General features: G+C 41.2%; 26 protein-coding genes. 16 read left to right on the forward strand and 10 right to left on the reverse strand.

The window, feature by feature from the left end:
- The first annotated feature begins 24 nt into the window (after nucleotides 1-24).
- A complete protein-coding gene (locus GK091_RS12780; protein WP_164038349.1) occupies nucleotides 25-402 on the forward strand; it encodes a hypothetical protein in 378 nt (125 codons plus the stop codon).
- Between the two features lie 33 nt (nucleotides 403-435).
- On the opposite strand, the gene GK091_RS30070 is transcribed toward GK091_RS12780, so the two are convergent.
- The 3 genes from GK091_RS30070 to GK091_RS12790 all read right to left on the reverse strand — a co-directional run bounded on the left by GK091_RS30070 (nucleotide 436) and on the right by GK091_RS12790 (nucleotide 2,661).
- Nucleotides 436-927: a DUF6169 family protein gene (locus tag GK091_RS30070; protein WP_394351867.1), complete on the reverse strand. Its 492-nt coding sequence runs from the start codon at nucleotides 925-927 to the stop codon at nucleotides 436-438.
- Nucleotides 872-1,267 carry a hypothetical protein gene (locus GK091_RS12785; protein ID WP_164038352.1) on the reverse strand — a complete coding sequence of 132 codons (396 nt, stop codon included), beginning with the start codon at nucleotides 1,265-1,267 and terminating at the stop codon, nucleotides 872-874. Before GK091_RS12785 ends, GK091_RS30070 begins: the two co-directional genes overlap by 56 nt.
- Before the next feature lie 374 nt (nucleotides 1,268-1,641).
- Nucleotides 1,642-2,661: a heparin lyase I family protein gene (locus GK091_RS12790; RefSeq protein WP_164038355.1), complete on the reverse strand. Its 1,020-nt coding sequence runs from the start codon at nucleotides 2,659-2,661 to the stop codon at nucleotides 1,642-1,644.
- A 249-nt stretch (nucleotides 2,662-2,910) separates the two neighbouring features.
- On the opposite strand from GK091_RS12790, the gene GK091_RS12795 reads away from it, so the two are divergent.
- The 3 genes from GK091_RS12795 to GK091_RS12805 all read left to right on the forward strand — a co-directional run bounded on the left by GK091_RS12795 (nucleotide 2,911) and on the right by GK091_RS12805 (nucleotide 5,786).
- Nucleotides 2,911-3,231, forward strand: a complete 321-nt coding sequence (locus GK091_RS12795) for a hypothetical protein (protein WP_164038357.1) — start codon at nucleotides 2,911-2,913, stop codon at nucleotides 3,229-3,231.
- Nucleotides 3,232-3,402: 171 nt separating this feature from the next.
- Nucleotides 3,403-5,133, forward strand: coding sequence for an ATP-dependent nuclease (locus GK091_RS12800; protein WP_164038360.1), 1,731 nt, complete (start codon nucleotides 3,403-3,405; stop codon nucleotides 5,131-5,133).
- A gap of 212 nt (nucleotides 5,134-5,345) precedes the next feature.
- Entirely contained in the window at nucleotides 5,346-5,786 is a 441-nt protein-coding gene (locus GK091_RS12805) for a hypothetical protein (protein ID WP_164038363.1), read from the forward strand.
- 94 nt (nucleotides 5,787-5,880) lie between these two features.
- On the opposite strand, the gene GK091_RS12810 is transcribed toward GK091_RS12805, so the two are convergent.
- A complete protein-coding gene (locus tag GK091_RS12810; protein ID WP_246202287.1) occupies nucleotides 5,881-6,324 on the reverse strand; it encodes a type II toxin-antitoxin system death-on-curing family toxin in 444 nt (147 codons plus the stop codon).
- Entirely contained in the window at nucleotides 6,324-6,545 is a 222-nt protein-coding gene (locus GK091_RS12815; protein WP_164038369.1) for a hypothetical protein, read from the reverse strand. Before GK091_RS12815 ends, GK091_RS12810 begins: the two co-directional genes overlap by 1 nt.
- A gap of 420 nt (nucleotides 6,546-6,965) precedes the next feature.
- Here GK091_RS12815 and GK091_RS12820 point away from each other — a divergent pair, with 420 nt between their 5' ends.
- From GK091_RS12820 to GK091_RS12830, 3 genes are all read left to right on the forward strand, one after another.
- Entirely contained in the window at nucleotides 6,966-7,616 is a 651-nt protein-coding gene (locus tag GK091_RS12820; RefSeq protein WP_164038373.1) for a hypothetical protein, read from the forward strand.
- 168 nt (nucleotides 7,617-7,784) lie between these two features.
- Nucleotides 7,785-8,183 carry a hypothetical protein gene (locus tag GK091_RS12825; protein ID WP_164038377.1) on the forward strand — a complete coding sequence of 133 codons (399 nt, stop codon included), beginning with the start codon at nucleotides 7,785-7,787 and terminating at the stop codon, nucleotides 8,181-8,183.
- A 101-nt stretch (nucleotides 8,184-8,284) separates the two neighbouring features.
- Nucleotides 8,285-8,704 carry a hypothetical protein gene (locus GK091_RS12830; protein ID WP_164038379.1) on the forward strand — a complete coding sequence of 140 codons (420 nt, stop codon included), beginning with the start codon at nucleotides 8,285-8,287 and terminating at the stop codon, nucleotides 8,702-8,704.
- Between the two features lie 130 nt (nucleotides 8,705-8,834).
- On the opposite strand, the gene GK091_RS12835 is transcribed toward GK091_RS12830, so the two are convergent.
- The 3 genes from GK091_RS12835 to GK091_RS12845 form a co-directional block, all read right to left on the reverse strand.
- The gene (locus GK091_RS12835) at nucleotides 8,835-9,812 is read right to left on the reverse strand and encodes a restriction endonuclease (RefSeq protein ID WP_164038381.1); all 978 of its coding nucleotides are present in this window, start codon (nucleotides 9,810-9,812) and stop codon (nucleotides 8,835-8,837) included.
- A gap of 336 nt (nucleotides 9,813-10,148) precedes the next feature.
- Nucleotides 10,149-10,763 carry an RNA polymerase sigma factor gene (locus GK091_RS12840; protein ID WP_164038384.1) on the reverse strand — a complete coding sequence of 205 codons (615 nt, stop codon included), beginning with the start codon at nucleotides 10,761-10,763 and terminating at the stop codon, nucleotides 10,149-10,151.
- The gene (locus GK091_RS12845) at nucleotides 10,756-11,037 is read right to left on the reverse strand and encodes a hypothetical protein (protein WP_164038387.1); all 282 of its coding nucleotides are present in this window, start codon (nucleotides 11,035-11,037) and stop codon (nucleotides 10,756-10,758) included. Before GK091_RS12845 ends, GK091_RS12840 begins: the two co-directional genes overlap by 8 nt.
- A 335-nt stretch (nucleotides 11,038-11,372) precedes the next feature.
- Here GK091_RS12845 and GK091_RS12850 point away from each other — a divergent pair, with 335 nt between their 5' ends.
- From GK091_RS12850 to GK091_RS12880, 7 genes are all read left to right on the forward strand, one after another.
- Nucleotides 11,373-11,597, forward strand: coding sequence for a helix-turn-helix domain-containing protein (locus tag GK091_RS12850; RefSeq protein ID WP_164038390.1), 225 nt, complete (start codon nucleotides 11,373-11,375; stop codon nucleotides 11,595-11,597).
- Nucleotides 11,598-11,818: 221 nt separating this feature from the next.
- Nucleotides 11,819-12,205 carry a hypothetical protein gene (locus GK091_RS12855; protein WP_164038393.1) on the forward strand — a complete coding sequence of 129 codons (387 nt, stop codon included), beginning with the start codon at nucleotides 11,819-11,821 and terminating at the stop codon, nucleotides 12,203-12,205.
- Nucleotides 12,198-12,986, forward strand: coding sequence for an NUMOD3 domain-containing DNA-binding protein (locus GK091_RS12860; protein WP_164038396.1), 789 nt, complete (start codon nucleotides 12,198-12,200; stop codon nucleotides 12,984-12,986). The genes GK091_RS12855 and GK091_RS12860 overlap by 8 nt, the downstream gene beginning before the upstream one ends.
- A 14-nt stretch (nucleotides 12,987-13,000) precedes the next feature.
- The gene (locus tag GK091_RS12865) at nucleotides 13,001-13,783 is read left to right on the forward strand and encodes a Rha family transcriptional regulator (protein WP_164038399.1); all 783 of its coding nucleotides are present in this window, start codon (nucleotides 13,001-13,003) and stop codon (nucleotides 13,781-13,783) included.
- A 3-nt stretch (nucleotides 13,784-13,786) separates the two neighbouring features.
- Nucleotides 13,787-14,230 carry a helix-turn-helix transcriptional regulator gene (locus GK091_RS12870; protein WP_164038402.1) on the forward strand — a complete coding sequence of 148 codons (444 nt, stop codon included), beginning with the start codon at nucleotides 13,787-13,789 and terminating at the stop codon, nucleotides 14,228-14,230.
- On the forward strand, nucleotides 14,227-14,571 hold the full coding sequence (locus tag GK091_RS12875; protein WP_164038405.1) for an HNH endonuclease: 345 nt from the start codon (nucleotides 14,227-14,229) through the stop codon (nucleotides 14,569-14,571). Before GK091_RS12870 ends, GK091_RS12875 begins: the two co-directional genes overlap by 4 nt.
- Entirely contained in the window at nucleotides 14,568-15,563 is a 996-nt protein-coding gene (locus GK091_RS12880; protein WP_164038408.1) for a GIY-YIG nuclease family protein, read from the forward strand. The genes GK091_RS12875 and GK091_RS12880 overlap by 4 nt, the downstream gene beginning before the upstream one ends.
- Nucleotides 15,564-15,596: 33 nt before the next feature.
- On the opposite strand, the gene GK091_RS12885 is transcribed toward GK091_RS12880, so the two are convergent.
- Nucleotides 15,597-16,187 carry a hypothetical protein gene (locus tag GK091_RS12885; RefSeq protein ID WP_164038412.1) on the reverse strand — a complete coding sequence of 197 codons (591 nt, stop codon included), beginning with the start codon at nucleotides 16,185-16,187 and terminating at the stop codon, nucleotides 15,597-15,599.
- A gap of 309 nt (nucleotides 16,188-16,496) precedes the next feature.
- Here GK091_RS12885 and GK091_RS12890 point away from each other — a divergent pair, with 309 nt between their 5' ends.
- Both GK091_RS12890 and GK091_RS12895 read left to right on the forward strand, forming a co-directional pair.
- A complete protein-coding gene (locus tag GK091_RS12890; protein WP_164038414.1) occupies nucleotides 16,497-16,823 on the forward strand; it encodes a hypothetical protein in 327 nt (108 codons plus the stop codon).
- A 12-nt stretch (nucleotides 16,824-16,835) separates the two neighbouring features.
- Nucleotides 16,836-17,153, forward strand: a complete 318-nt coding sequence (locus GK091_RS12895) for a hypothetical protein (RefSeq protein ID WP_164038417.1) — start codon at nucleotides 16,836-16,838, stop codon at nucleotides 17,151-17,153.
- Nucleotides 17,154-17,254: 101 nt separating this feature from the next.
- On the opposite strand, the gene GK091_RS12900 is transcribed toward GK091_RS12895, so the two are convergent.
- Entirely contained in the window at nucleotides 17,255-21,691 is a 4,437-nt protein-coding gene (locus GK091_RS12900) for a tape measure protein (protein WP_317166299.1), read from the reverse strand.
- Between the last annotated feature and the right edge of the window lie 429 nt (nucleotides 21,692-22,120).

Here is a 22,120-nt window from a genome sequence, read left to right on the forward strand (position 1 = left end):
ACGGAGGGTAGGCTTGGGGCGTTCGTGTTTTCCAGCAATATACCCATCAAGGCAGCCGGGCACTTCATTGCTACCGAAACAAATGGACTGGGAAATATAGCCGGGTATTTCGAAGCTAGTAATGGGTTTTCCAATTGGGCCATTTACGCGCAACAGGGGCTTTCTCAGTTTGGAGAAGCGCTCATCAATGGAACCGCGTATTACGGGGAAGCCACGGATAAGCCGAACCCTACTCGACTCGTTGACCCCAGCCAGTATGATTTGTTGGAGTTTTATCCGGCAGACGGGGTTCCTTCGGCTGGGTTACGATTTTCGGCGCCCTCCTCACCGTTGAAAAATGGCAAAGAGAATATTGAATCGAATGGTAAATCTGGTCCAATTCGGTCGAAAGGGATTTCTTAGCAATAGGGCTAGACTTAAAGCCTAGCCCTATTTTCAATATTTGCTATTCCTGTACTCTACAAACTTACTTCTAATGTCATTGCTGTACGGATGTGACTTCAAAAACAAACAACATGAGTGGTGCTTGTTTGATATATTTGAAAGTAGCTCGCAATCGTCACCTCTAAATGTAATCCACTTTTCCATCCAACGTTTAAAGCATTTGTACCTCTTTGCTTGCTTTCCCTCTAATTGGCTACAGTAGTATATTATAACAGTATCGTTATTAGCCTCAATGAGAAAGTTAAACGTATCTATTACGGTGGCCTCGATTCTGCGATCTATAGGCGGCCTATTTTTATCCGTAGCTACCTGATTCTCTATCAAATAGGCCGTGATTACTTGATTGGTATATGAAGTATCATCAAAATACCCTTCTGAGTCAAAATACAAAGAATACTTGGCTCCGTAATCGGTAGAAAAAGTAAGTTTACTGTTTTCTGGCTCTACTGGATAGGCCGGCGGGTAAAATAAAGTTAAATCCACTCAATTCTTCGAGTTTACCACCTTGGGTAATATGTGCGTCAACTATTGCACTACGTTCAGCTAGTTTTTTAAAATCAAAAGGCTTTGGGGATTGCGTCTGTAAATATACGCCCCCAATGTTTTTACGTCTCAGTGCAAGAAACCTCTTTATAATTGGCGAAAGCTGCTGATCGGTGGGATTAAAAGGCATTACCTGCTGCACCGTAATTATAAAACGGCGGCCGTTAATCGAAACAACAAGTTTATTGCTTGGCCTAAACTTGCCAGCTATCACCTGTTGACTGTATTGCTTATTGGGCTCTACAGGCTCAAGCACGAAAACATCATCCTGCTTATTCATGACTCAAATAGATGGGAGTATGATGATAATTCTAATGCTATAAAACTACTTGCGGTTAGAAGTAAAGTTTTACAGTACTATAGTTAGTCGAAGTAGCAACTATAACAACTAAAAACTTTAACGAAGTAAATGTCAGTAAAGTTTAGATGATAAACAACATGCGCAGATGGTGGTTTCCCGGAAAAAGTTTTAATACGAAACATTGTTAATAAAACGACTGGGGTGTGTGGAGATATGTATTGTGGTGAAAAATGATATTGATTTGGGGTTGAGTAAGCTGAAACGATTCATGTATATACACGTACTTTGACTGCCGAAAAAAAAGGCCCGACAGCGATAAGGCTAGTCGGGCAGATGTAAGGCAATTGAAATTACTAGTTGACTTGTGGCTTCATTGGGTTGCTGGGGCTACTAGGCGCAACTGTTGCATACGACCCCGTCTGATTGGCGTCCTTGAAACTGTCAAAATAAATGAGCTTGTTAGGCTTTGTGTATATCTGCCCGAAAGCTCTAGGCCAGCAGTAAAGGCCGAATTTAATATACTCATCGCCATCGGGATAGCCAATATCGACATTGGATGCGTTTACTACCCTGTTACCATTCTGCCAAATCTCGAGAAGGCCAGTTTGAGCGTTGTCGGCGGCATCATCAAACCGAATGTGAATCACGATGTCAACCCATTGGTCAAAACTAGCCAGTGGAAATGAATAATACGTGCTGTTGGTGGCATCATTAATCGGAGTGGGACATTTACAAGCAATCGAGTCTATAGTGCGCGTGGAAACGTAAATCTTGTTATCGCTTCTCAAATCGAAAGCAACCGGCGCTTGTTGATAACACCCTTGGTTTGGAGCACTAGCATAAGGATAGTATCCATGCCATTGAAACAGATTGACGGTACCATCACTTTGCATTTTAGCCGCCGGTAAATACATACTAAAACCAATCCATTTTTCTTGCCTGGTCCCTTGATTTGGGCATTTTACGTAGACTTCACTGTGCGTAGAGTTATTGGCATTGGCTGTTCCGTCGCCTGTATACTGGTTTTGCCCCCAAGTAAATTTGAGTGATTTTGAACCTGCTCTGGCCTGGTCAGTGCTAATACGAATACTGTCAAGATTGTAGGCCTGGTTGGTTAGGTGTGAATCAAAGAGGTGGGGATCAGAGTACGTGGTTTCAAAGTCAGTGCTCCAAAGGGCTGAGTTATCATAACAGGCATACGTTGTTGAGGTAAAGGGTGTCGTCGTCCCGCACCTGTATAAAACACGAGCACCAGCGTTGGTAGGCGTATTTGCATTGGGTACGGTCAAGTTCGGCGTACAGGTAGCTAACATAATTAGTAACCCTACCATATACATAAATGGCCTAAGAATAGATAGATGTGTGCGTTTCATAGTAATTTAACTTGTTTAATTAAATGTAAATAAATGTCTAAAAATAAGTAAAGTATTAAAATAAGTAAATTTATAGTAACAAATAAAATAAATTTGGTTGACGCACTAATTACCGATTGTCGATGCCGAATACTAACCTTAAAGGTGATTTATGGAGAAGCAAGCTACTATAATATTATTTTGCTATATATGTTGCAACTTTTACATAAGAATCCTTACTTTGGGACGGTATGCAAAACCGCCCTATATATGAAATACTACCTGCGTTTCCTCTGTTACGACGACTTAAGCCGCCGCACGACTACACAAATCCACCCCGATATTGTTGTACCTGAGCCGCCTCGCTTTGGATATGGTCAAGGTGTACGGGTGGGCGATGATGCCGATGATCCTTTTTCGTGGCCTCAATACGTAGTTGCTAATATTACCCACGCAAAGCAGGAAGACGATCCGGCGAATTCAGGTACAAATGCTTTGGTTTTCCAGGTTTTCCTAGCTCGTTATGAGGAGTGGACGCAGTTTAGTCTGCCAGAAATGGTCTTGGAAGCAATGCGGAATGAGGGGGAGTAGATACCGCTTCCTAAATTTGAGAAAGGACTTGTTTCAGGTGATATTAAATTGGGTGAGATAAGGACTTACTGCTAGATTTACGAAGCACATATAGATTGGAGTAAGTTGTTTGTGTTTCTGCAGTAATATGTAGGGGCTTTATCATGTAAAATAAAATGAAAGACATTACCTATGGAGTCGATCTTAAATAATTTAGAAGCGCACCCACAACCGCAAAAAAAAGAATCTGTCACCCCAAAGGCTTTGTTACGAAATATCGTCTTTAAAAATAAGGATGTAATTTCGCTTAATGAAGATCAAATAATCGTGTTTGTAGGACCTAACAACGTTGGCAAAAGTCTTGCCTTAAGGGAAATATATACATTATTAGGGCACAGCTTTCGTTCAGTTATAATTTCAGAAGTAGAGACAATTAAATATGGAGATAGTAAATCCGTAGACACTCTGATAAACAGCGTCGCTAAAAAAGGTGCTGAGGATGAGTACTTAAGATTTAAAGGTCAGGCAATTCATCCTGATAATATTAGCAGATCTTGGGAAGATGAAAATAGACTATCCATACTCGCTCCCCTATTTAGTAAACTGCTAACAACTGAAGAGCGTTTGAAGATCGCGAATACTGCCGAAAATATTTCAATTTTAACGGAAAGCCCATCGCATCCCTATCATTTCCTTATACTGAACGATACCTTTGAAAAAGAATTTAATAAATTTTTTAAACAAGCCTTTGGCCTTGATTTGATTGTAAATAGAGCCGCAGGGAAAGTTATTCCTCTTCACGTTGGAGTTTCTCCTGAATTAGAATCTGGTGAGGATAGAGTTTCTTCTGGATATATCAAAAAGTTGTCCATGCTTCCCACTATTGATAGGCAAGGGGATGGGATGAGAAGCTTTGTAGGTGTATTGTTAAGTGCTTTCGTTGCTTTTGAGAGTTTGCTTTTTATTGATGAACCAGAGGCCTTTCTACATCCTCCACAGGCTTATTTACTAGGTCAAATGTTAGCTGCTAATATAACTCACGGCAAGCAAATATTTTTAGCAACACATAGCGAAGATTTACTTAAGGGATTAATAGACAAAAGCCCTAATAGAGTAAAGGTTATTAGAATTGAGCGCAATCAAAATACTAACGAAATAAATGAATTAAATAGCGATGCTATCAAAACGCTTTGGCGAGATCCACTTTTGAGATATTCAAACATTTTAAGTGGCATTTTCCATTCAAAAGTTATTATCTGCGAAAGTGATGGAGACTGTCGATTTTTTGGGGCTGTTATGGACTCATTAACGGATGATAAAGAGCAAGTTAAGCCAGATGTACTGTTTGTCCATTGTGGTGGAAAGCAAAGGATACCCGTTATTGTAAATGCTTTGGTCAGGCTCGGAGTAAAACTATTAGTTGTTGCTGATATTGATGTTCTTAACTCCGATAGTCCTTTACGGGAAATATACAGTGGGCTGGGAGGAGATTGGGAAGGATTAGAACCTATCTGGAAAAGGCTAAAAAGTGAAATTGAAAATAAACGGCCTGAGTTAGAGACTTCTGATGTAGTATCAGGCATTAATAAAATTATAGAAAAAGAAACTAACAGAGTCTTTCCCAAAACTAGTGTTGAAGCAATACGGCTTCTTCTTAAGAAAGTCAGTCCTTGGTCAGAGGTAAAAAGTGCGGGAAAAAGTTTTATACCAGCTGGCGAGGCAACTAAATTATTTTCGGAAGTAATAAATAGGTGTCGATCTGTAGGTTTTAATATATTGGAAGTAGGTGAACTGGAAGGTTTTGATAAAACCGTCGGCGGCCATGGTCCAAAGTGGGTACATGAAGTGCTTGAAAAAGATTTGAAAAATGAACCACAATTAGAGGACGCTAGGAGGTTTGTAAGTCAATTGATTAGTCAGTAAAGTCCTAACTGGGTAGCGGGTGAAACTCACCCGATTACAAAAACAGAATCCCAACGCGAGAATCTTGGCGGATACAGCGTTGGGGCAAATGTTTCACAAAAGCAGGTAGTTTATTATAAACACGGACGATTAGGGGCTTTATGAGGGCTACTAGAGAAAAGGATTGGTTCCACGCATTTATCAGTATTTGACCAACATATTTCAATATTATTATGGCACTAAGCGACTTTTTAAAAAACGATATGCAAGCTCAAGAGGATCAGCAGAAAGCCAAAAAAGCAAGGCAAGATGAAGAAATTGCAGTAAACAGACAATTTAGGGAAGACTGCAAAACGCTCTTTGCTGAGGTCATCAAACCAGCCATCGTAGATATTTTGGTGACTTTAAAGGATAGTGGCATAAGGGCTGACTACGGTCAACTTGTCTATCCTGTTACTTACGCTGGTAATACGGGATGTATTTCGATTAGCATACCCTACAAAAAATCTGTAATCCAAATGGATATAGTTGGAATTGTAGTTGGCAGAAGAATTGAAGTTAAGTTCTATTTTAAACCTAAAGAAGAAAAAAGGATAACATATGCACTTTCAATAGCCGAAGTTAACAGAGAGAAGATCGAAGAAGTATTGCAAGCGCAACTAGAAAGAGCATGACCTTAGCATAGAAGGAGCTTAATAACAACTGAACTCTTGAGATAAGATAGAAAATAACAAGAGCAGACCCCTAATTAAGTGTCTGCTCTAGTTATTAATCATTAGTAGGACTAGGCTGCATTCGTTCAGCACATTCTCTTAATACTTGCTCAATGCGATTCATGCATTCATCTTTATCTTGAGCATGACTGTTGGCTGTATAACGGGCAAGGCTAATCAAATCCTCATTTGTGGCACCAATGTACCAGTGGTTTTTAAATAGAAAGAAACCTACCGTTATACATGCCATTCGCTTGTTACCATTAGCCAGGGGATGGCCTTTTGCGATGTAATAAAAAAGAGCCGCTGCCTTCTTAAAGAGTCCTTTAAAGGCAACAGCTCCATAAAATATTTGAAAAGGTGTGCTTAAGCACGATTCTATTTTACCGCGACTATCATTATTTAAACTTGGAATCGGCTCATCTTTCAAGCGGTGGTATTCCTGAGCAAATTTGAGTAAAGCCTCAAAATCGGCGAAAGTTATCCTACGATTCCCCATCACTCATTTGCCAACACGGACATCGCTTTGCCATACTGCTGATAGAATGTTTCAGCAAATTTTTTGGGATCGTACTTGAAAGTTGATCGGCTTATCTTTTGAGCACGATTTAACCTGGAAACCACCTTGCCCCCCGATAAGACTTTCTTCTTTCTGGCTAAGACTCTTTTTCGTCTGAAACGCGAAAAATATCTAAGTTCAGCAATTCTTAATTGTTCCATAGCTCAATAGAGGTATGATAATAGAAGTGTTAGTAAAACCACTAGCAGGTAAGTAAATGCGGATAAAGTAGTCGCGGATTAGTGACTTGCAGAGGTATGGCTAATGTTCTGGTAAATCATTAACGAAGTAAATGTCAGGAAAGTTTGGATGATAAACAATACGCGGAGATGGTGGTTTCCCGGAAGAGATTAAGCTGCGGAGGTTGTTAATAAATAAATTGTGGTACACGAAGATTGATATTGTGGTGATAAATGATAGGGATTTGGATTAGAGGGGGTAAGAAGAGAGGGGGGTAATAATGTATTGGCTGGGCATTTCTTCTTAGGGTGCGCTTAATAAATTCAGTGATTGATAAGTCATTGAATCAAAATAGGTTGTAAAAATTAAATTACCTTACCTACTCATATATTATATAGATTATGAAACCTATCTATAGCTACCTTATCTTATTGTACCTCTCTTTGACCGCTGGTTACGCTCAGATCATTCAGTCAGCTACAATTATTAAAAGCAGTCAGGCAAATACCAGTGGGTTAGGTTTCACCAATTTAACTAGTGCATCGTCCGCGTCGGCATCTAACGGCAAGGTATTGTCAGTTGATGCGACAGGGAACGTGATACTCACACTTGCCCCTGGCGGAGCCGTATCATACTGGCAACTAACAGGGAATGATATTGCTAACACCAATACTGGTGCGGTCAAAATAGCCAATTTGCAGGTTAGCAATACAACGTCAGCCGTTGCTGGAACCATTCGATGGACAGGTGCAGACTTTGAGGGGTACAATGGATCGGCTTGGGTGTCACTAACTCAAGCCGCTAAAATTACGGGCATGTGGATTACAGCCCCCACTCATAATGGATCGTCATGGTACGACAATGTTTGCGGAGCTACTTGTCCTTTAAGTTTGGGGTATGTGCCCGGACTTACTCCGCAGGGTAATGCCTGCAATGGCGCAAAAGGGTCCAAGCCCAACGTAACATCACTTAGCAACGGTTATTGGTGTGGCACCTACACTGCGCTTCGTGATAATACCTTATATCAATGTTACTGTGTGAAAGTTAATTGAAACGGAATAAACTAAATCTTACGAAGCCGCTAAAATATTGGCGGCTTTATTATTTCGCGCGAAGGAAGGGCCGCCGACTGCCGATCCCTAAATTTAGGTACGCTGTCACATAAGATATGCGTAGCTTCATATTGCCGCAACGAAGTGGTACGAAAGCTATTTTTTATAATGAATGAATTGAACCAACAACTCAAAGGACTAAACCTAGTAGTTAGAAAAGCTTTGTATGATACCTATCTGTACAAACAGGAAGCTACACAATTAAAGAAAGAGGTGCTTGCGGGAATAGATGAAGCGGAAAAAGAGTTTACTGAGCGCAATCAGAGATTGATTAACCCTGGACACGGCGCAAACATGGTTGAAGCTGACAAATATCGAGACCACTACAGACCTTATAAAAACAGAGTTGAATCACTTAGAGATATAATCATGTTCATCAGTAATATAGCTATGTCAGAGGAAATACATAGGCAGTTTGCAATATCCGAAGACGATGATCCGTCAATGGTTAAGAATAATATTCTAAGTGCTGTGAATAGACTAGAAAGTCTGGCGAATGCGGTCTAAAAGACCTAATTGAAGCGTGCCAGCTTCACCCGCCATTATGTTTTCAATCTGAAAATTGCAAGTATCTTATTGTTAGTATATTGATGTATAATTAATTGAAAATGAAAGAGCTAAATGATTTATTGAGGAATGTGCAAAACAAGCAAAAGCCACTTCGGAAAAGTTTGCTAAAATTAGCAGCAGAAACGTTAATTAGTGAACTCCAAGCTTTCACCCTTGAAGCCCATAGATTGATGACAGAGAATCGTAAAGACTCACAATCAGTGGGGCAGCGGGGTGCTATCAGAGACTATCAATCAACTATTGGTTTGTATGATAGTACTCTGGAAAACGTAGTGATAGCAGTGCGAGAAGAAATACTGGATGAACTGAATTTGGAATATGCTGGAGAAATTTATCTAGCTTTTAGTGATATACATACCAATACTCAATCTGCCGATCACGTGATTGGGAAAGTTAATGCTATGATTGAGCAATTCGCGAAGTTCGCTCAGCAACTTGGAGTCCCTAAATTTGCTTAGTTTACCATAAATAACAAATGCCCAACCACTATCAATGTTTGGGCATTTGTTGTAGGTATTAACAGAAGTCCATATCAATGAATCCAGACGCCATATTAGTTGCCTTTAAATATCGATCCCTATTATGCCTTTACTCATCTAAATAAATAGTCCATGTACGATTTAATTTAGTAGTTTTATTGTCAGAGATTAAAGTATGTTCCTCTTTATCCCCTTTTGTGCTAATATAAAAATAACTTGGATGTATTTGTCCTTCAAAAGATATAGAGCATAACTCACCATCTTTAGATAAGTTCTCTCCCAAATAGAAGCTAACGTTAGCGTCCTTTTTTGATTTAGTTTGACTTTCAAACCTTATTTTTGCCTGTATTTTGGTCACAGCAAATGCTCTTCCATTTATAATCAAACTTTGTACATTATCCTGTATCGGTTCAAAGTCAAAACCCATCTCTGTTAAGAAGTTATCGCCGTATATACTCGTTTTATTCTTCATAGACTCTTTTATCATATACGTTAAAATTTCTTGCTGTATAATGGTTGTATTAAGTTGTTTTTGAATAAGTGCACCCGGATTTGTGGAATTGTTATTTAATAGGAAAGTATGATTAAGCTTATGTAAATCACTCATACTAAATATGATGTTACCAAATATAGAACTATCGATATGCAATCTGTAATCTATTACAGATAGTCGCATAGACATAAATCCCTCTTGAATTTTTGGATTTAGAACAATGTTTTCTTTATTAATACTGGATAGTGTCCTAAGTTCTATATCAAATAATTTTGCATTATCTACAGCGCCAAACTGGAAGCCTTTCGATGAAACTATTATCTTTTTATTTATATTATTTACGGTGCTACACTTGCTATTAAATGCTTCTATTACGCTAACGGAAACTGGTTTCTGATAATCTTTGCATTCGATGGCAACATTAAAATCAAAATTATTGGTATTAGTATTAATAAAGACATCAAATTCTCGCTTCTTTCCAAGTCTATCCCTAACCTTATGATTGGTATATATTTTAGTCTGAGGAAGGTCTTTGTATGCTTCTTGGATTATTGCCACTAGCTTTTCAAAAGGTCGTCCATTATTTTTAATCATAATTTAGAAAAACTTGTTTAAGCTACTCAATAAGATGTATAAATTTAGGGTACTACGAAGTAAATCAGTCTTAAAGTTTTTGCGAATTGAGGCTACGTTGAGTACAGTTTCAGATAGAATCTTACAGCTAATACACAACTATAAAGCATAAATAATATTATAGCATAAGAATGAAAGCATTCTACCTGAAAGCCCTTTTTATTACCACGAAAGCGCTATTTCAATTTAAACCATTTTGCGACTGGTAATAGTGAGAAAAGTGGCGGGATCAAAAGGTTTTGTATCAAACACAAATTCCTATATCGTTAAATAAGACTAATGGTAATATGTTCGGTTTTAAGTTGATTGAATTTGTTTTTCCTGCATAGAACTAAAGAAACTAGAGTATTCTTTAGTTTCAGGTTTTAGTTTTTGACTGCGAATCTTGAGCTTAGACTCATTAACAACGATCTGTTTTAACCAAGATTTAAAAGAAATATTTTGAATGGGAAAGGCGCTAATGGTATTATACGCAACAATGAATGAATTTTTAACGACATCTATAGCAACATCTTCATTTCCGGTAATTTTCATACTAACAATAAACATAGGTAGTGAGTATTGTTCATATAGTTCTTTTTGTGCCATTTGCTCACCCTGCTCAGCGCGTTTTACAAGACCTGCAAGATAACTTGGGGATAGCTTTGACTTAGAAAGTATCCATTTTTCTGTAAATGGCTCTTTCGATCTTTCATCTTGGCTCAGATGTGTTCTGATGCTAGCCATAGGTAAGTTGATACCTTCTTGAGTAGATGTATTTTCATACTGATATATACTACTCTTTTTTTCTGCTGTGAGTTGTTCTTGAGAAGAAGATGTCCTTATTGCATGCCAAATATTTACTCCAGACACATAAAGAGTTAATATTCCGGTTAATAGAACGCAAATATCAAGTATTCGGATTTCAGTCATTTTGTTCTTGATTTTTATAGCGTATGTAGATAGAAGATATAAAAATTAGTGAAATCAAAGCAAGGGCAGCAGAATACTTAGTAATGGTACTTTTGTTGTATAAATCCGTTTTGTCTAAATCTGCCACATAAGCAAAACCAAGTAAGACTGATAGGATAACAACTAAAAGCAAAGAAATCCTTCTGTACAATACTCTTTCTTTTTCTTCAATGGCCTGCCAATTCTCCAAATCATTGAGATTGGAAACATGTAAGACTAAGCCGAAGGTTACCATATCAACAATATTTACTATGTATTCACTGCTGACATCTCTTCTTATAGAGAATAGAAAAAACCTAATAATGAACGGCAATGCGCCTATTACAACGGTATAGAATAGCCATTTAGTAAACCTCACTGTCAAATACTTATCAAGGTGCGAAAGGTGACGAAGATAATAAAAAAAGATCCAATGCGTAATTATGATAGCCGTAGTTATAAAATTTAGGTAAATGCAAGAAGTGGCACTTAGTGTTTTACCACCCAATCAAAGTGACGCTGACCGATAGGTAATAATAATTAATTATAATCAATATTAATTTGTAAGTTTGTGGTTATAAAACCAACAGCATGAATACGCCCAAAGAAATAGGAGATTACATTAAGCAGCTACGAAAATTAAAGGGGCTAACTCAGGCTGAATTGGCCGTGATAATAGGCGTTAAGACAGCGACTTACACGCACTTTGAAACAGGCAGAACAAATATGACCCTTGCCACAATAAACAAGATTGCTGATGCTTTGGGGTATGATCTACAGGTTGCGTTCAGCCTAAAAAAGCCAGCCGAAAAATAAATGTTAATTATAATTAATATTATGTAGCCCTTAATGTTAGTTATAATCAATTATTTGCTCTATATTTGTATTGTCAATGAGGGACAGAAAAGGCGATATAGTACTGAGGAGGTTGCCCGCTGGACTGTATGAACTGAGTTGACAAGACATAAAAAACCCCAATGCTAAGTTTTCGACGACCGTAGCAAAGGGGCAAGTGCCACTCTAACCGATAAGTTATAATGAACACGGAGCAAAACTACTCCGACCGGGAGAACTATGCAAAAAAATCCGGTCAAATGGGCCAAAACGCCCCTCAAATCCTTCAAATGCCGGACAGCCGGCAGCCGGTATTCCCGGCCCTATCCGAGGACCTGTATAGTGCCCAGGTTGGCGTACTGCGGGTAGTTGACGACTACTTGGATAGCAACCTGCCCATTAAGCCGATTAACAGAATCCTTTACCACTGGCTTACGACCTATCAGCGTGATCTGAGCGCAACCTCCAATCAAAACACCCTGTACGATCTACTTGGCTTAGTTGATTTCTTAACTGACCTGCAATCGGCTCACGAGGCACTGCAATTCCTGATTGATTTTCAGCAGAGAGGGGGGCAGGGTCATGAATGAGTTAATTACCATTACAACGGGTGAACAAGGTTTGCCCGTGGTGTCAGCTCGTGAATTGTATGAATCACTTGAGAATAAATCTATAAGCTGTATCTATTGTATTAGGAGCCGAAAGTACCCTAATCGCTTTTACGTAGGTAGTGCTACGAATATTTCTAAAAGAAGAAGTCAGCATTTAGCGGACTTGTCAAAAAATAGACATCACTCAATACTTCTTCAAAGGCACGCAAACAAGCACGGTCTATCAGACCTGTATTTTGAAGTGATAAAGCGTTGTTCAGTAATTGACCTCATCGGTACCGAGCAACATTATTTAGATCAACTGCGACCTTATTATAACACCCTCCTTGTTGCAAATAGCCCTGCCGGAACCAAGAGATCGTTAACTGCAATCAAAAAATGGAGACTGAGTATGCAAGGTTATCGACATTCCGAAGAAACTATTCAGAAGATACGTGACTCTAAACGCGAAATCAGTTTATCCACTAGGCAAAAGCAACGACTTGCTAGTACTGGCAGAGTGATGAGTGAGGGAGCCAGAAAGAAAATCAGTGCAGCAGCAACTGGTCGGGTATTAAGTGTTCAGACTAAACAAAAAATAAGTGCCGCAAACAAAGGCAAAAAAGGGAAAGCGGTTTTATGTACAACAAATAATACTCGATATACCTCAATAACAGAAGCTGCTCAAATTCTAGGCTTAGACTTTAGAAGAGTAAGCCGGGTTTGTAATGGAAGCAGGAAGCGTACGGGTGGCTTGCACTTTGAATTTATTCAACAATAACCACTCTACAAATCATGAATAGTCAAACAGGTGAAAATCTGCTATCAATAAAAAATGATGGCGACCAACTAAGGGTTTGTAGTATGGATTTTGCGGAAGGACTTGGCATTCAGCATAAGAATCTTCTTGAAAGTATTCGCACGCATCAAAATGTAATAGAATCGGAATTTGGGCTAATCGCGTTTGAAACGCGAAAAACCGAAACCTTATCCAGCAAAGGGCGGCCTGAAAGTTTAGCTTATTTAACCGAAGATCAAGCCCTGTTCATCGGTACATTAAGCCGAAATTCTAAGCGAGTAGTTCAATTTAAGTCTATACTAGTCAAATCATTTGCTGAAGCAAGAAAGGAACAAAAGGCAAAGCAAGCCACTACTACCCCTGCTTTGTTGTCCGTCGAACAGGTCATACTCCAACAGGCTCACACCCTGCTTGAACAGGGTAATTTGATTGCCCAACTTCGGGCGGACGTTGACGCCCTGCAAGCCAAAGGGCGGTCAAAAGTTAACCCTCACCTGAAAGCAACGCCGGAACTCAAATTTCCTGCTAAGCCAGCCTCGCTGACTCCCTTGCGCCAGCGTATCAGTCGGCACATTAATGAGTATTGCGACCATTACAACGCCTCCCAGTCTCAGGCGTATAGCTACCTCTACAAGCGGCTGTATGATGTGTACGGTATCAACGTATATAAGCTACCGAGAGCCAGTAAAGAAAGCATATTGGATGCTATAGAGCGCCACGCTCATTTAGACCGCTTGTATTCGCTCATAACGGCTGAACTAACCTATTCGGAAAACTAGGCCATGAGAGACTTGAAAAATCTGGACGATGCGGCTTTGGCCGTGTTGTCCATAGCCCTCAATGGCTATCAGGAACACGAAAAAACCAATACGTACGTGTCCCGCTTGTTTTTAGATATTGTTGAGCTACTCGTTGGCTCCATTCAGGATTTGAGCATCTGGGGCATTCGGGATTTGCTGGCAAAAGAAAATAAACGACGGGCCAGAACAGTAACGGTACGGGTGGTGTCACCGACGGACTTTGAGGGTATAGGCAAGCTGGGTAAACAGGAATTGCTTGTGCTTCGGCTCATCGGCCAGGGCCAGCGGAGCGAGGATATAGTTAGACTGCTCAGCATTTCGTACCGCACACTGGCAAACCACAAGGCCCGTATAGCCGCAAAGCTAGGCTTAGGCAGCGCACGCGATTTACTCAAGTTTGCCATTGATAACCTGATGATCTTATGAACAAAGATAAAGGGTTATCCACTACGGCACTTGTTCGGTACATCCGTCGGCTGGATGAGTATGAACAATGGAAACGTACGGTGTTTATCCGGGACCGGTTTACGTGTCAAGTGTGCGGCAAGCGCAATGGGCGAAAGATCATCATCGAAGCGCATCACCTCAAAGATATATCCAAGCTGGTAAGGGAATATAATATTACCAGTGTTGATGAAGCGTTACAGTGCGCTGAATTATGGGCGATTTCTAACGGTCAAACCTTGTGCCGTACCTGCCATGAACAAACGGATAGCTTTCCTAAGAACTTTATTAAACCAGTTGAAAAGAAAGGAGTAAAAAAATGAAACGTTCGGACTTGCATTTTCCCGGCATTTATAAATTCACTAACAAGACAAATGGAATGGTTTATGTTGGTCAGGCGGGTGATATTTACAAGCGTTTATGTGGACATCGTAGATTAAGAAGCACTACAAGGTTCGGCAATGCTTTAAAAAAATATGGCCTTGACGAGTTTATTTTTGAAGTACTTGAGCAGGTAGATGATCTTACTAGGCTTAATGAAAGAGAGCAGTTTTGGATGGACTTTTATCAATGTTATGATAAATCAAAAGGCTATAATTTGACCCCAACGGCGGGTTCGCAAAGAGGGTTTAAGGCATCAAAAGAACAACTCGAAAAAATGAAAATAATTGGTAAGCAATTGTTTGAAGGTGGATTCAGGCCATTCGCTAACCGCTTGTTGAGCGAGGAAGCTATAGAAAGCATAAGGCAAAAAAATAGACTATGGAAACCATCGCCTGAGCAATACGCTAAATATCTAATAAACAACAAACCCCCAACTCCCGAACAACAGGCAACGGGGCGTAAACGCGCAATAGAAATTCTTCAACTTAAAATACAGCAAATCAATATTGAAACTAATGAAGTCGTTAAAGTATGGGATTCAATTAATGAAATTAAAGTCAATTCCGAATTCAACCATCATGGGGTTGCTAAAGCCTGTAGAGGATACTATTGGAGCGTAGAAAGGGAAAAGTACATCAAAGTTAATTCATATAAAGGCTTTAAATGGCAATATGAAACAGAGGGTAAGATAATACGACCCCAAAAGCCAAAAGTAATTTTAGAACCAATAGGTAAATTTAAAAAGATAGCTCAAATTGATCTAGAGACGGGGAAAGTTGTAAAAATTTGGGATACTGCAAGTCACATAGAAAGTGAACTTGGGTTAAAAAAAGAAAGCATACAAAATGTTTGTCGTGGCAAATGTTACTATAATAAAAAAAAGATGCCTAAACTAAGTTTCGCTGGCTTTAATTGGCAATATGTTGAATAAAAAAGGACGCTCAGAATAGAGCGTCCTTTTTTATTACTTGATACTATCCAATTTCTCTTTCGCCTTTGCTATCAGACCGCGAAACTCGTTAATACTTTCCAGCTTGAATGTAGCGGTAGCCCTGCCAATAATTCCGCTCTCTACATTGAGATAAATTGAGCTGTTCTTTGAACTGGAAAATAAGCCTAGTGACCCACTAAATACTGATATTTTCAAATCATCCTTAGTCCTATAATCAGCTTGAAAATCCTGTAGTTTGGTTGAGGATTTATCTATTTTGCTGATATAATCAATTCCTTTTAGTAACGATTCAATTTCGTCGTAATCAATATAGGAGGTGCTTTCCCTTGTCAAATTGCTACCTATGTTTTTCTTGACTTCTATCGTTATGCCGTATTCCCTCTTACCCGATGATGCTACTGTAATTTCTTTGCTATCGACCGACAAGAACGAACCATACATTCCCTCCATCTTTCCGATTGTCGAAAACCCTTGTACGATCACCGTACCGTCCTGAGCCATAAAAGCCTCTAGCTTTGTTTTGGGCTTTTCCGGTTTTTCATCCTGTGCGTAAGCGAAGGTTGACAGTGTGGATAAAACAAATACCTGTAAATACTTTTTCATATATATTTAGTTAAATGAATCATAAATATATAAAACATATTTAAACTTGTAATGTAAATAGTGTGATTGTACTGATTAGTAAGACAACTAATTCTTCAATCTGCGTAACTCCATATAATCTGACCTATCTTTTTTATAATACCAACATCTGCAATTGATGTATATACACGTATCTTGCCAGTTGCGTAACTACTATTCCCTTTGCCTAGCTTATTGTTGTGCTGTCATTACAAAAAATTGTGTTATCTAGCACAAAAAATTGCCATAGACGTTATATATATACTTTATCATAATCTAAATGAGTAGTATATGGGAGCCGTAAGAAGGAAAATTTCCAAAGATTTTGATATAGATAATCTGCCCGTAACTGAGAGGATTGTAGAGCTTTCAAGGGAGTTAACTTCTCTAGGATTTATAAAGAGGGCAATTGCGACATTGTTAAGTTTTTTACTTGCGCTCCCTAAGCCCAGCCTTATTGGCGCTTTCGGAATAGCCATGCTCGCTTATACATATAACCCAACGGACGATTATTTACGATATGGTGCAATCATAGGTAGTATCGTAGGTCTTATATTTGGCGCAATCAATCAGCTTTCGTCTAGCGGTAAGCCTAGCAAGCAACAGCCAGACAACTAAACCCTTTGTCGTTTGAAAGAAGTCTTTACTTGGCTTTGGATGGTCTATATCACTACCGGAATATCTTTTCTGTATTATATTTTACCTGCCAGACTACCCCAATACAAACCTACCTTTTTTAGTGCGTGTAGTGTAGCACTTGGTGCACTGGCAACTATGGGCGCAATAAACGTTTGGGCCTCACTTTCAGACCTTAAAGATTGTAATTGCCTCTTGAATGACGGTAACAGTTTTATTCTTAGTAAAGAAATAATACTACTGGGCTGTTTAGTTATTGGCGGAATTTCACTCGCAGAATTACTGCAAAAATTTGTAGAAAAATACAAATAGATTCATTTGCATTAATTAGTAAAACAACTATCTGCCTAGTAGCGTAACTCAAACGAATAGAAAAGGCCCAACCAATATAGTGCGACCTTTTCTATTCGTGCTTAAACGCCTTTCGCCCTAAGTGGATCTGACTTGCCATTCGATTCTATCCTGCCAAGCCGTTCGTCCATTGATTTCAAATAAGATAGATAATTGCTGTTTGAGGAAATGTTGCTTAAAAAGACCAGTGATTCGCGCACAGCTTGATTTGTATCAGCCTGAGTGATTCGGATAGCCCCGATTTGACTTGCAAGGATTCCCGCCGTTTCTTCCGTGATACTCTTGATGGCACCTGACACAGAATTAGGAGTTGAGGTTGTAGAATTTGTTGGCTTCAACACGCTAATGCCCGATGCGGCTGCGGCATCCTGAAATTGCTTGAGCCATAGATTGTACTGCTCAAGTGATTCTTTCGAGTTTTCGTTGAACCGCTGAAAATCATCAATAACGGAACCATCGCCCCCGTTTTGAGTATCTAGCGATTTTGACATTTCCTCCTGCAAGTCCGTTAAGACCCCATTGAACGCCTGAGAAAACAGCATCTTGGTAACTAGATTTTCTAGTATATCACTTACGGCGCTGCCAAAGGCGGTCGCGGCATCGGTACCCTCTTTGAAGGCATTGACGAGGTTATCACGCAGTTTATCCCCCAGACCACCGACTAGATCACGAACGATCTCTTTAATCGCGGCTTTGGCCTTCTCCATCTGATCAGCCCAATCGAGCGTATCTTGCAGCAAGGCTTTGGTTTTATCATCGACCAGCCCCTGATTGATCAGCGTGGTAGCCAGCTCCTTGTTGAATTCGGTCTGACCATCTTTGGTCTTGCTGATCAGTTCCGGATAAGTACCCAGTAGCGAAGCGAACTCGTCCGCTTTTTTCTTGGCACCAAACAATCCAATCAGCCCCCCCGCAATGGCACCTATGGCCGTGCCGATCGGACCCGCGATTGCGGTACCGATCGCGGCACCGGATGCGGCATTTTTACCCACCGCACCCCAGTCCACTTTATCACGCTGACCGGTTTTAGCCTGCCCTTCACTGAGCTTGCGGAGCGATTCCATGTAGCCCTTTGTCGCACCCTGCAACTGAGCAAAACGATCTTTCAACCGACCTTCATAGTCCTTCGTGAAAACGTTCTCGTTCTGCTCTGCCTGCATACCAATCTGCTCATTGAGCAACTGGTTATACTCCTTTTGCTGGGCAATGACCGACGCGTAGTAAGCCTCTTCTGCCTGTTTGCGCTGGGCCGCTGCGGACGTAATCGAACTAACGATATTGACTGTTGCGGACAGGATCAACTGCATTCCCTCCGCTGCGGTCATGTTCTCCTTAAAGGCAGCGGTTATCATGCTCAGGTTACTGGCAAAACCAGACATGAACGCTCCTGCATCACCGATTTCTCCGCCCAGCTGCATGTATGCCTCACCCAGTTGAGCCACGAGCTGACCATACTCATTGATCCGGCTCAGATCATCATCCTTGATGGCCAGCTGTAGATCATTGCGCTCTTTGAGTTTACTCTGGTACTCCTGCGTGTCGGCTAGTAGCTTCTCTTTTTCTAGCGCATCGTTCAGGAGTGCCAGCCGCTTTTTCATGGCCGCACGGCCTGATTCAAGAATGACCTCATCCAGTTTTTTGAAGGCTTTGGATGCCTGAACTGCCCGTTCGTTGACCTCTTTTATCTCATCAGCTTCACCCTGATTGAGTTGACCCAGTTTGCCCTGGTACTCCCCTACCTTGCCCACACTGGTCCGCTTGCCCTGGTACTGTTCCAGTAGGCCAGCCCGTAGATCAGCGTATTTGCGGGTGATGGCTAACCGCTGTTCCTCCGATCCCGTCACGTCCGCCAAATACTGGCCCAACTGCGTACGCAGATCCTGCTGGGTACCAACGATCTGTTCAGCGACCTGACGACGAAGTTCAAAATACTCTTTGGTATCCGGCTTGGCATTCAGTTCCTCCTGTTTCTGTTTGAGGACACTCAGGTACCCGGCCAGTGTGGTGGACTCATTACGCGCTTTTTCCAGTCCCTCACGAAACAGATCAATGCCGGATTTTTTCGCGGTGATATCATTCCGCTGATCGAGCAGACCACTCAGATTCTTGGTATCGGTTGGCGATAGCTTGCCACTGCTTTTCTTGGCTTCCAGCGCGGCAATCTGGGTATTGAGGTAGTCGAGATAGCCCTGACCGCTTTTGATGAGTTCAGCAAACTGGGTATCGGCTGCCTGCTTACCGTAGGCATCTACCCAGCGTTGATACAACTCGTACTGTTCACGCTTGTAGCTGATTTCCTCGTCGAACGACCGGGTTGCGATCTTCTTACGAGCTTCTTCAGCCATCTGGTCCGCGTTCAGCTTGATAGCCTGCTGCTGGGCAATTTTTCCCTTCTGATCAGCGGGGGTTCTATCCAGAATCTCCTGAGCCTTTTTGGAAATATTTTCCCAATAGGATACGGATCCGTACGGACCAACCTTGTCCGCATCTTTTTCCGCTTTGGTCTTATCACCCGTCAGCCGCCGTTTCTGGGCTTCAAGGGTTTCAATTTCCTTGCGGATCTGGGCATTGGCTTTATCGCCTTTGTTGAGATCGAGCGATTCTTTTTTCTTCTTAATCTCAGCATCCAGATACTCAATCGTAATAGCCTGAACTGCGTGGCCTTTAGTCTCCGACGAATTCAGCGCATCACGCTGTTTGGTGAGTTCAGCCAGCCTAATCTCATTGTCTTTATAGGCTGGGCTCAGTTTATCAATGGAGCCACGAACCGTTTCCAGACGCTGAATCTCTGCGTTGATGGCATCTTTGGTACCGGCCTTGTACAACGTGGAGATGTTGCCATTGATCTGGTTGATGACATCCCCCGTTTTTTTCTTGGTTTCAATGGCCTGTTCCAGTTCGCGCTGGGCTGCGTTGGCATCCTGAAACGCCCCCACACCACCTCCACGAGCATCCGGACCAGTCGGTAAGGTTGGCTTTTTCTTAGCATCTGCCCGTTTACGAACCAGATCATCTTCAGCTTTTTTGAGCTTTTCAGCGGCTTCGATATCCTGTTCGATGGCTGATTTCAACGCACCCTGGGCCGCTTCTAACCGGATTTTCTTTTCGAGACTGGCCAGATACAGGTTGACTTCTTTGGTGAGATCAGCTGTTTTGGCTTTTTCGTAGTCAAGCCCTTTCAGAATGTCCGGTGTGATGGCGTTGATCTTATCGTAGGCTGCCCGACGTTCTGATTCAGCAACATTCTGATTTTTGAGAATACCAGTCAGGCTGGTAACCTCGATCGACTGTTTACGCAGATCAGTGGACACACCCTTGCTGGATTCGGACAATAAAAACTGTGCGGATTTAACCTCTAAAGCCTCCTCTCTAAATGTGAAATAGGCCGCTGCCAAACCAGCTAAGGCGGTAGCAATTAAAACGTAGGGGTTTGCCAGTAAGGAACCATTGAGAAGAACCTGAGCGCGGGTAAGGAGGGCCGTCGAAGCCGCCGCCTTCGTCTGGGAAAGGGTCAAAAAGCCGAGCGAATTTGCCGCCTGTGCTTTGGCTATGGCCTGCGCTTCGGTAAAAGCAATATCCTTTAGCTGGGCAACATTTGACAGCAGCAAAGCGGCTTTGTACGCACCGTAGGTTGCTACGACAACTTGCAGAATCTCAATGAAGTCCTGATAGTGAAGAACGGCCTCTGTAACAGTTGTAAGTACCCCGCCAATGATTTCCTCATTCTGCTTTCCGATGTCATTCAACATCCCCTCGTAAGCATCACTAAGCCGCTCCCTTAGACCGTTCAGTGATTTACTTTGTGCGTCCAGTGTACCAGCAAACAGACCGCCCGTAGAGGTCATGCTTTCAATGGCTTTCTTGACCTCTGGAAAACCTACTTTACCTTCCTCAACTAGTTTTCTAACGGCCTCCTCACCCACCCCAAACTGTTTAGCCAGTTCACTTATGAGGGGTATGCCAGAACCGACAAACTGGTTAAGGTCTTGCGCGAATAGCCGCCCCTGCGTTTTAGTCGTACCGTACAAAAATGTGAGCCTTTCCAATGGTAAGCCCAATCCGGCGGATATGTCCCCCAACCGGCTAAGAGTTGGGATAAGGTCTTTGGCCGCAAATCCGTAAGCAAGTAGCTGTTTAGCTCCATTGGCGGCTTCTTTTAACCCAAAAGGGGTATTGGTTGCAAAGTTTCGGGTGTCGCTTAATAATGCCTCCGCTTTCGTTTTAGAGCGTAGCATTGTGGTAAACGCTATCTCTAAACTTTGAAATTCGGAACGCGTTTTAAGTATCTGGGCAGGTAGTTGTGAGAGGGCTTGAAATGAAAAGTAACCAGCGGCCAATTGCCCCAGCCGGGAAAACTGCTGGTCTATTTTTGATGTCTCACGAATCGTGGATGAAGTAAATCCTAACATCCGACGTTCGGCTGCATCTAGTTGTGAAGCGTAGTTCACATCTCTCACAGCCAAATCAAAACTAAGGGGACCACCGCCAGTTACGCTCATTTCTATTGTACTTTATCCATAAGGCAATCAGGAAAGAACGGTATCACTACCGTCAGGCTATAAAGATATTACGTATACTTACATTATAAGTACCCTATTAGAATAATAATTAACTCTATATCAGATAGTTAAGGCAATAAATTGTTTATTTCACGAGGCTATTTTTCAGAAGAATTATTTCTTATTACTTCCCTGTAAAGCATTGTACATCAGACATCTATAGCTGCTACTACTACTATAATTTATACAAGAAATTGAACAAGAAAATAAACATGATACTGAACAACTAAGAAGGCCTTTATAGTTACACAATTTGGCGAGATTCATGTATATACATGAAAAATGCTCGCGAGGATATAGAAAAGATAATCGGAATTTTTAGAGGTTGGAGTTACGCAATACGAACAGATAGTTGTCTTACTAATCAAT

The sequence above is a fragment of the Spirosoma agri genome (assembly GCF_010747415.1).
Classification (GTDB): domain Bacteria; phylum Bacteroidota; class Bacteroidia; order Cytophagales; family Spirosomataceae; genus Spirosoma; species Spirosoma agri.

What these genes read in the sequence shown, in the direction of transcription:
- GK091_RS12785 (WP_164038352.1), bottom strand. Translation starts at nt 1,267, where the DNA reads ATGAATAAGCAGGATGATGTTTTCGTGCTTGAGCCTGTAGAGCCCAAT.
- GK091_RS12790 (WP_164038355.1), bottom strand. Translation starts at nt 2,661, where the DNA reads ATGAAACGCACACATCTATCTATTCTTAGGCCATTTATGTATATGGTA.
- GK091_RS12795 (WP_164038357.1), top strand. Translation starts at nt 2,911, where the DNA reads ATGAAATACTACCTGCGTTTCCTCTGTTACGACGACTTAAGCCGCCGC.
- GK091_RS12800 (WP_164038360.1), top strand. Translation starts at nt 3,403, where the DNA reads ATGGAGTCGATCTTAAATAATTTAGAAGCGCACCCACAACCGCAAAAA.
- GK091_RS12805 (WP_164038363.1), top strand. Translation starts at nt 5,346, where the DNA reads ATGGCACTAAGCGACTTTTTAAAAAACGATATGCAAGCTCAAGAGGAT.
- GK091_RS12810 (WP_246202287.1), bottom strand. Translation starts at nt 6,324, where the DNA reads ATGGGGAATCGTAGGATAACTTTCGCCGATTTTGAGGCTTTACTCAAA.
- GK091_RS12815 (WP_164038369.1), bottom strand. Translation starts at nt 6,545, where the DNA reads ATGGAACAATTAAGAATTGCTGAACTTAGATATTTTTCGCGTTTCAGA.
- GK091_RS12820 (WP_164038373.1), top strand. Translation starts at nt 6,966, where the DNA reads ATGAAACCTATCTATAGCTACCTTATCTTATTGTACCTCTCTTTGACC.
- GK091_RS12825 (WP_164038377.1), top strand. Translation starts at nt 7,785, where the DNA reads ATGAATGAATTGAACCAACAACTCAAAGGACTAAACCTAGTAGTTAGA.
- GK091_RS12830 (WP_164038379.1), top strand. Translation starts at nt 8,285, where the DNA reads ATGAAAGAGCTAAATGATTTATTGAGGAATGTGCAAAACAAGCAAAAG.
- GK091_RS12835 (WP_164038381.1), bottom strand. Translation starts at nt 9,812, where the DNA reads ATGATTAAAAATAATGGACGACCTTTTGAAAAGCTAGTGGCAATAATC.
- GK091_RS12840 (WP_164038384.1), bottom strand. Translation starts at nt 10,763, where the DNA reads ATGACTGAAATCCGAATACTTGATATTTGCGTTCTATTAACCGGAATA.
- GK091_RS12845 (WP_164038387.1), bottom strand. Translation starts at nt 11,037, where the DNA reads ATGGTAACCTTCGGCTTAGTCTTACATGTTTCCAATCTCAATGATTTG.
- GK091_RS12850 (WP_164038390.1), top strand. Translation starts at nt 11,373, where the DNA reads ATGAATACGCCCAAAGAAATAGGAGATTACATTAAGCAGCTACGAAAA.
- GK091_RS12855 (WP_164038393.1), top strand. Translation starts at nt 11,819, where the DNA reads ATGAACACGGAGCAAAACTACTCCGACCGGGAGAACTATGCAAAAAAA.
- GK091_RS12860 (WP_164038396.1), top strand. Translation starts at nt 12,198, where the DNA reads ATGAATGAGTTAATTACCATTACAACGGGTGAACAAGGTTTGCCCGTG.
- GK091_RS12865 (WP_164038399.1), top strand. Translation starts at nt 13,001, where the DNA reads ATGAATAGTCAAACAGGTGAAAATCTGCTATCAATAAAAAATGATGGC.
- GK091_RS12870 (WP_164038402.1), top strand. Translation starts at nt 13,787, where the DNA reads ATGAGAGACTTGAAAAATCTGGACGATGCGGCTTTGGCCGTGTTGTCC.
- GK091_RS12875 (WP_164038405.1), top strand. Translation starts at nt 14,227, where the DNA reads ATGAACAAAGATAAAGGGTTATCCACTACGGCACTTGTTCGGTACATC.
- GK091_RS12880 (WP_164038408.1), top strand. Translation starts at nt 14,568, where the DNA reads ATGAAACGTTCGGACTTGCATTTTCCCGGCATTTATAAATTCACTAAC.
- GK091_RS12885 (WP_164038412.1), bottom strand. Translation starts at nt 16,187, where the DNA reads ATGAAAAAGTATTTACAGGTATTTGTTTTATCCACACTGTCAACCTTC.
- GK091_RS12890 (WP_164038414.1), top strand. Translation starts at nt 16,497, where the DNA reads ATGGGAGCCGTAAGAAGGAAAATTTCCAAAGATTTTGATATAGATAAT.
- GK091_RS12900 (WP_317166299.1), bottom strand. Translation starts at nt 21,691, where the DNA reads ATGAGCGTAACTGGCGGTGGTCCCCTTAGTTTTGATTTGGCTGTGAGA.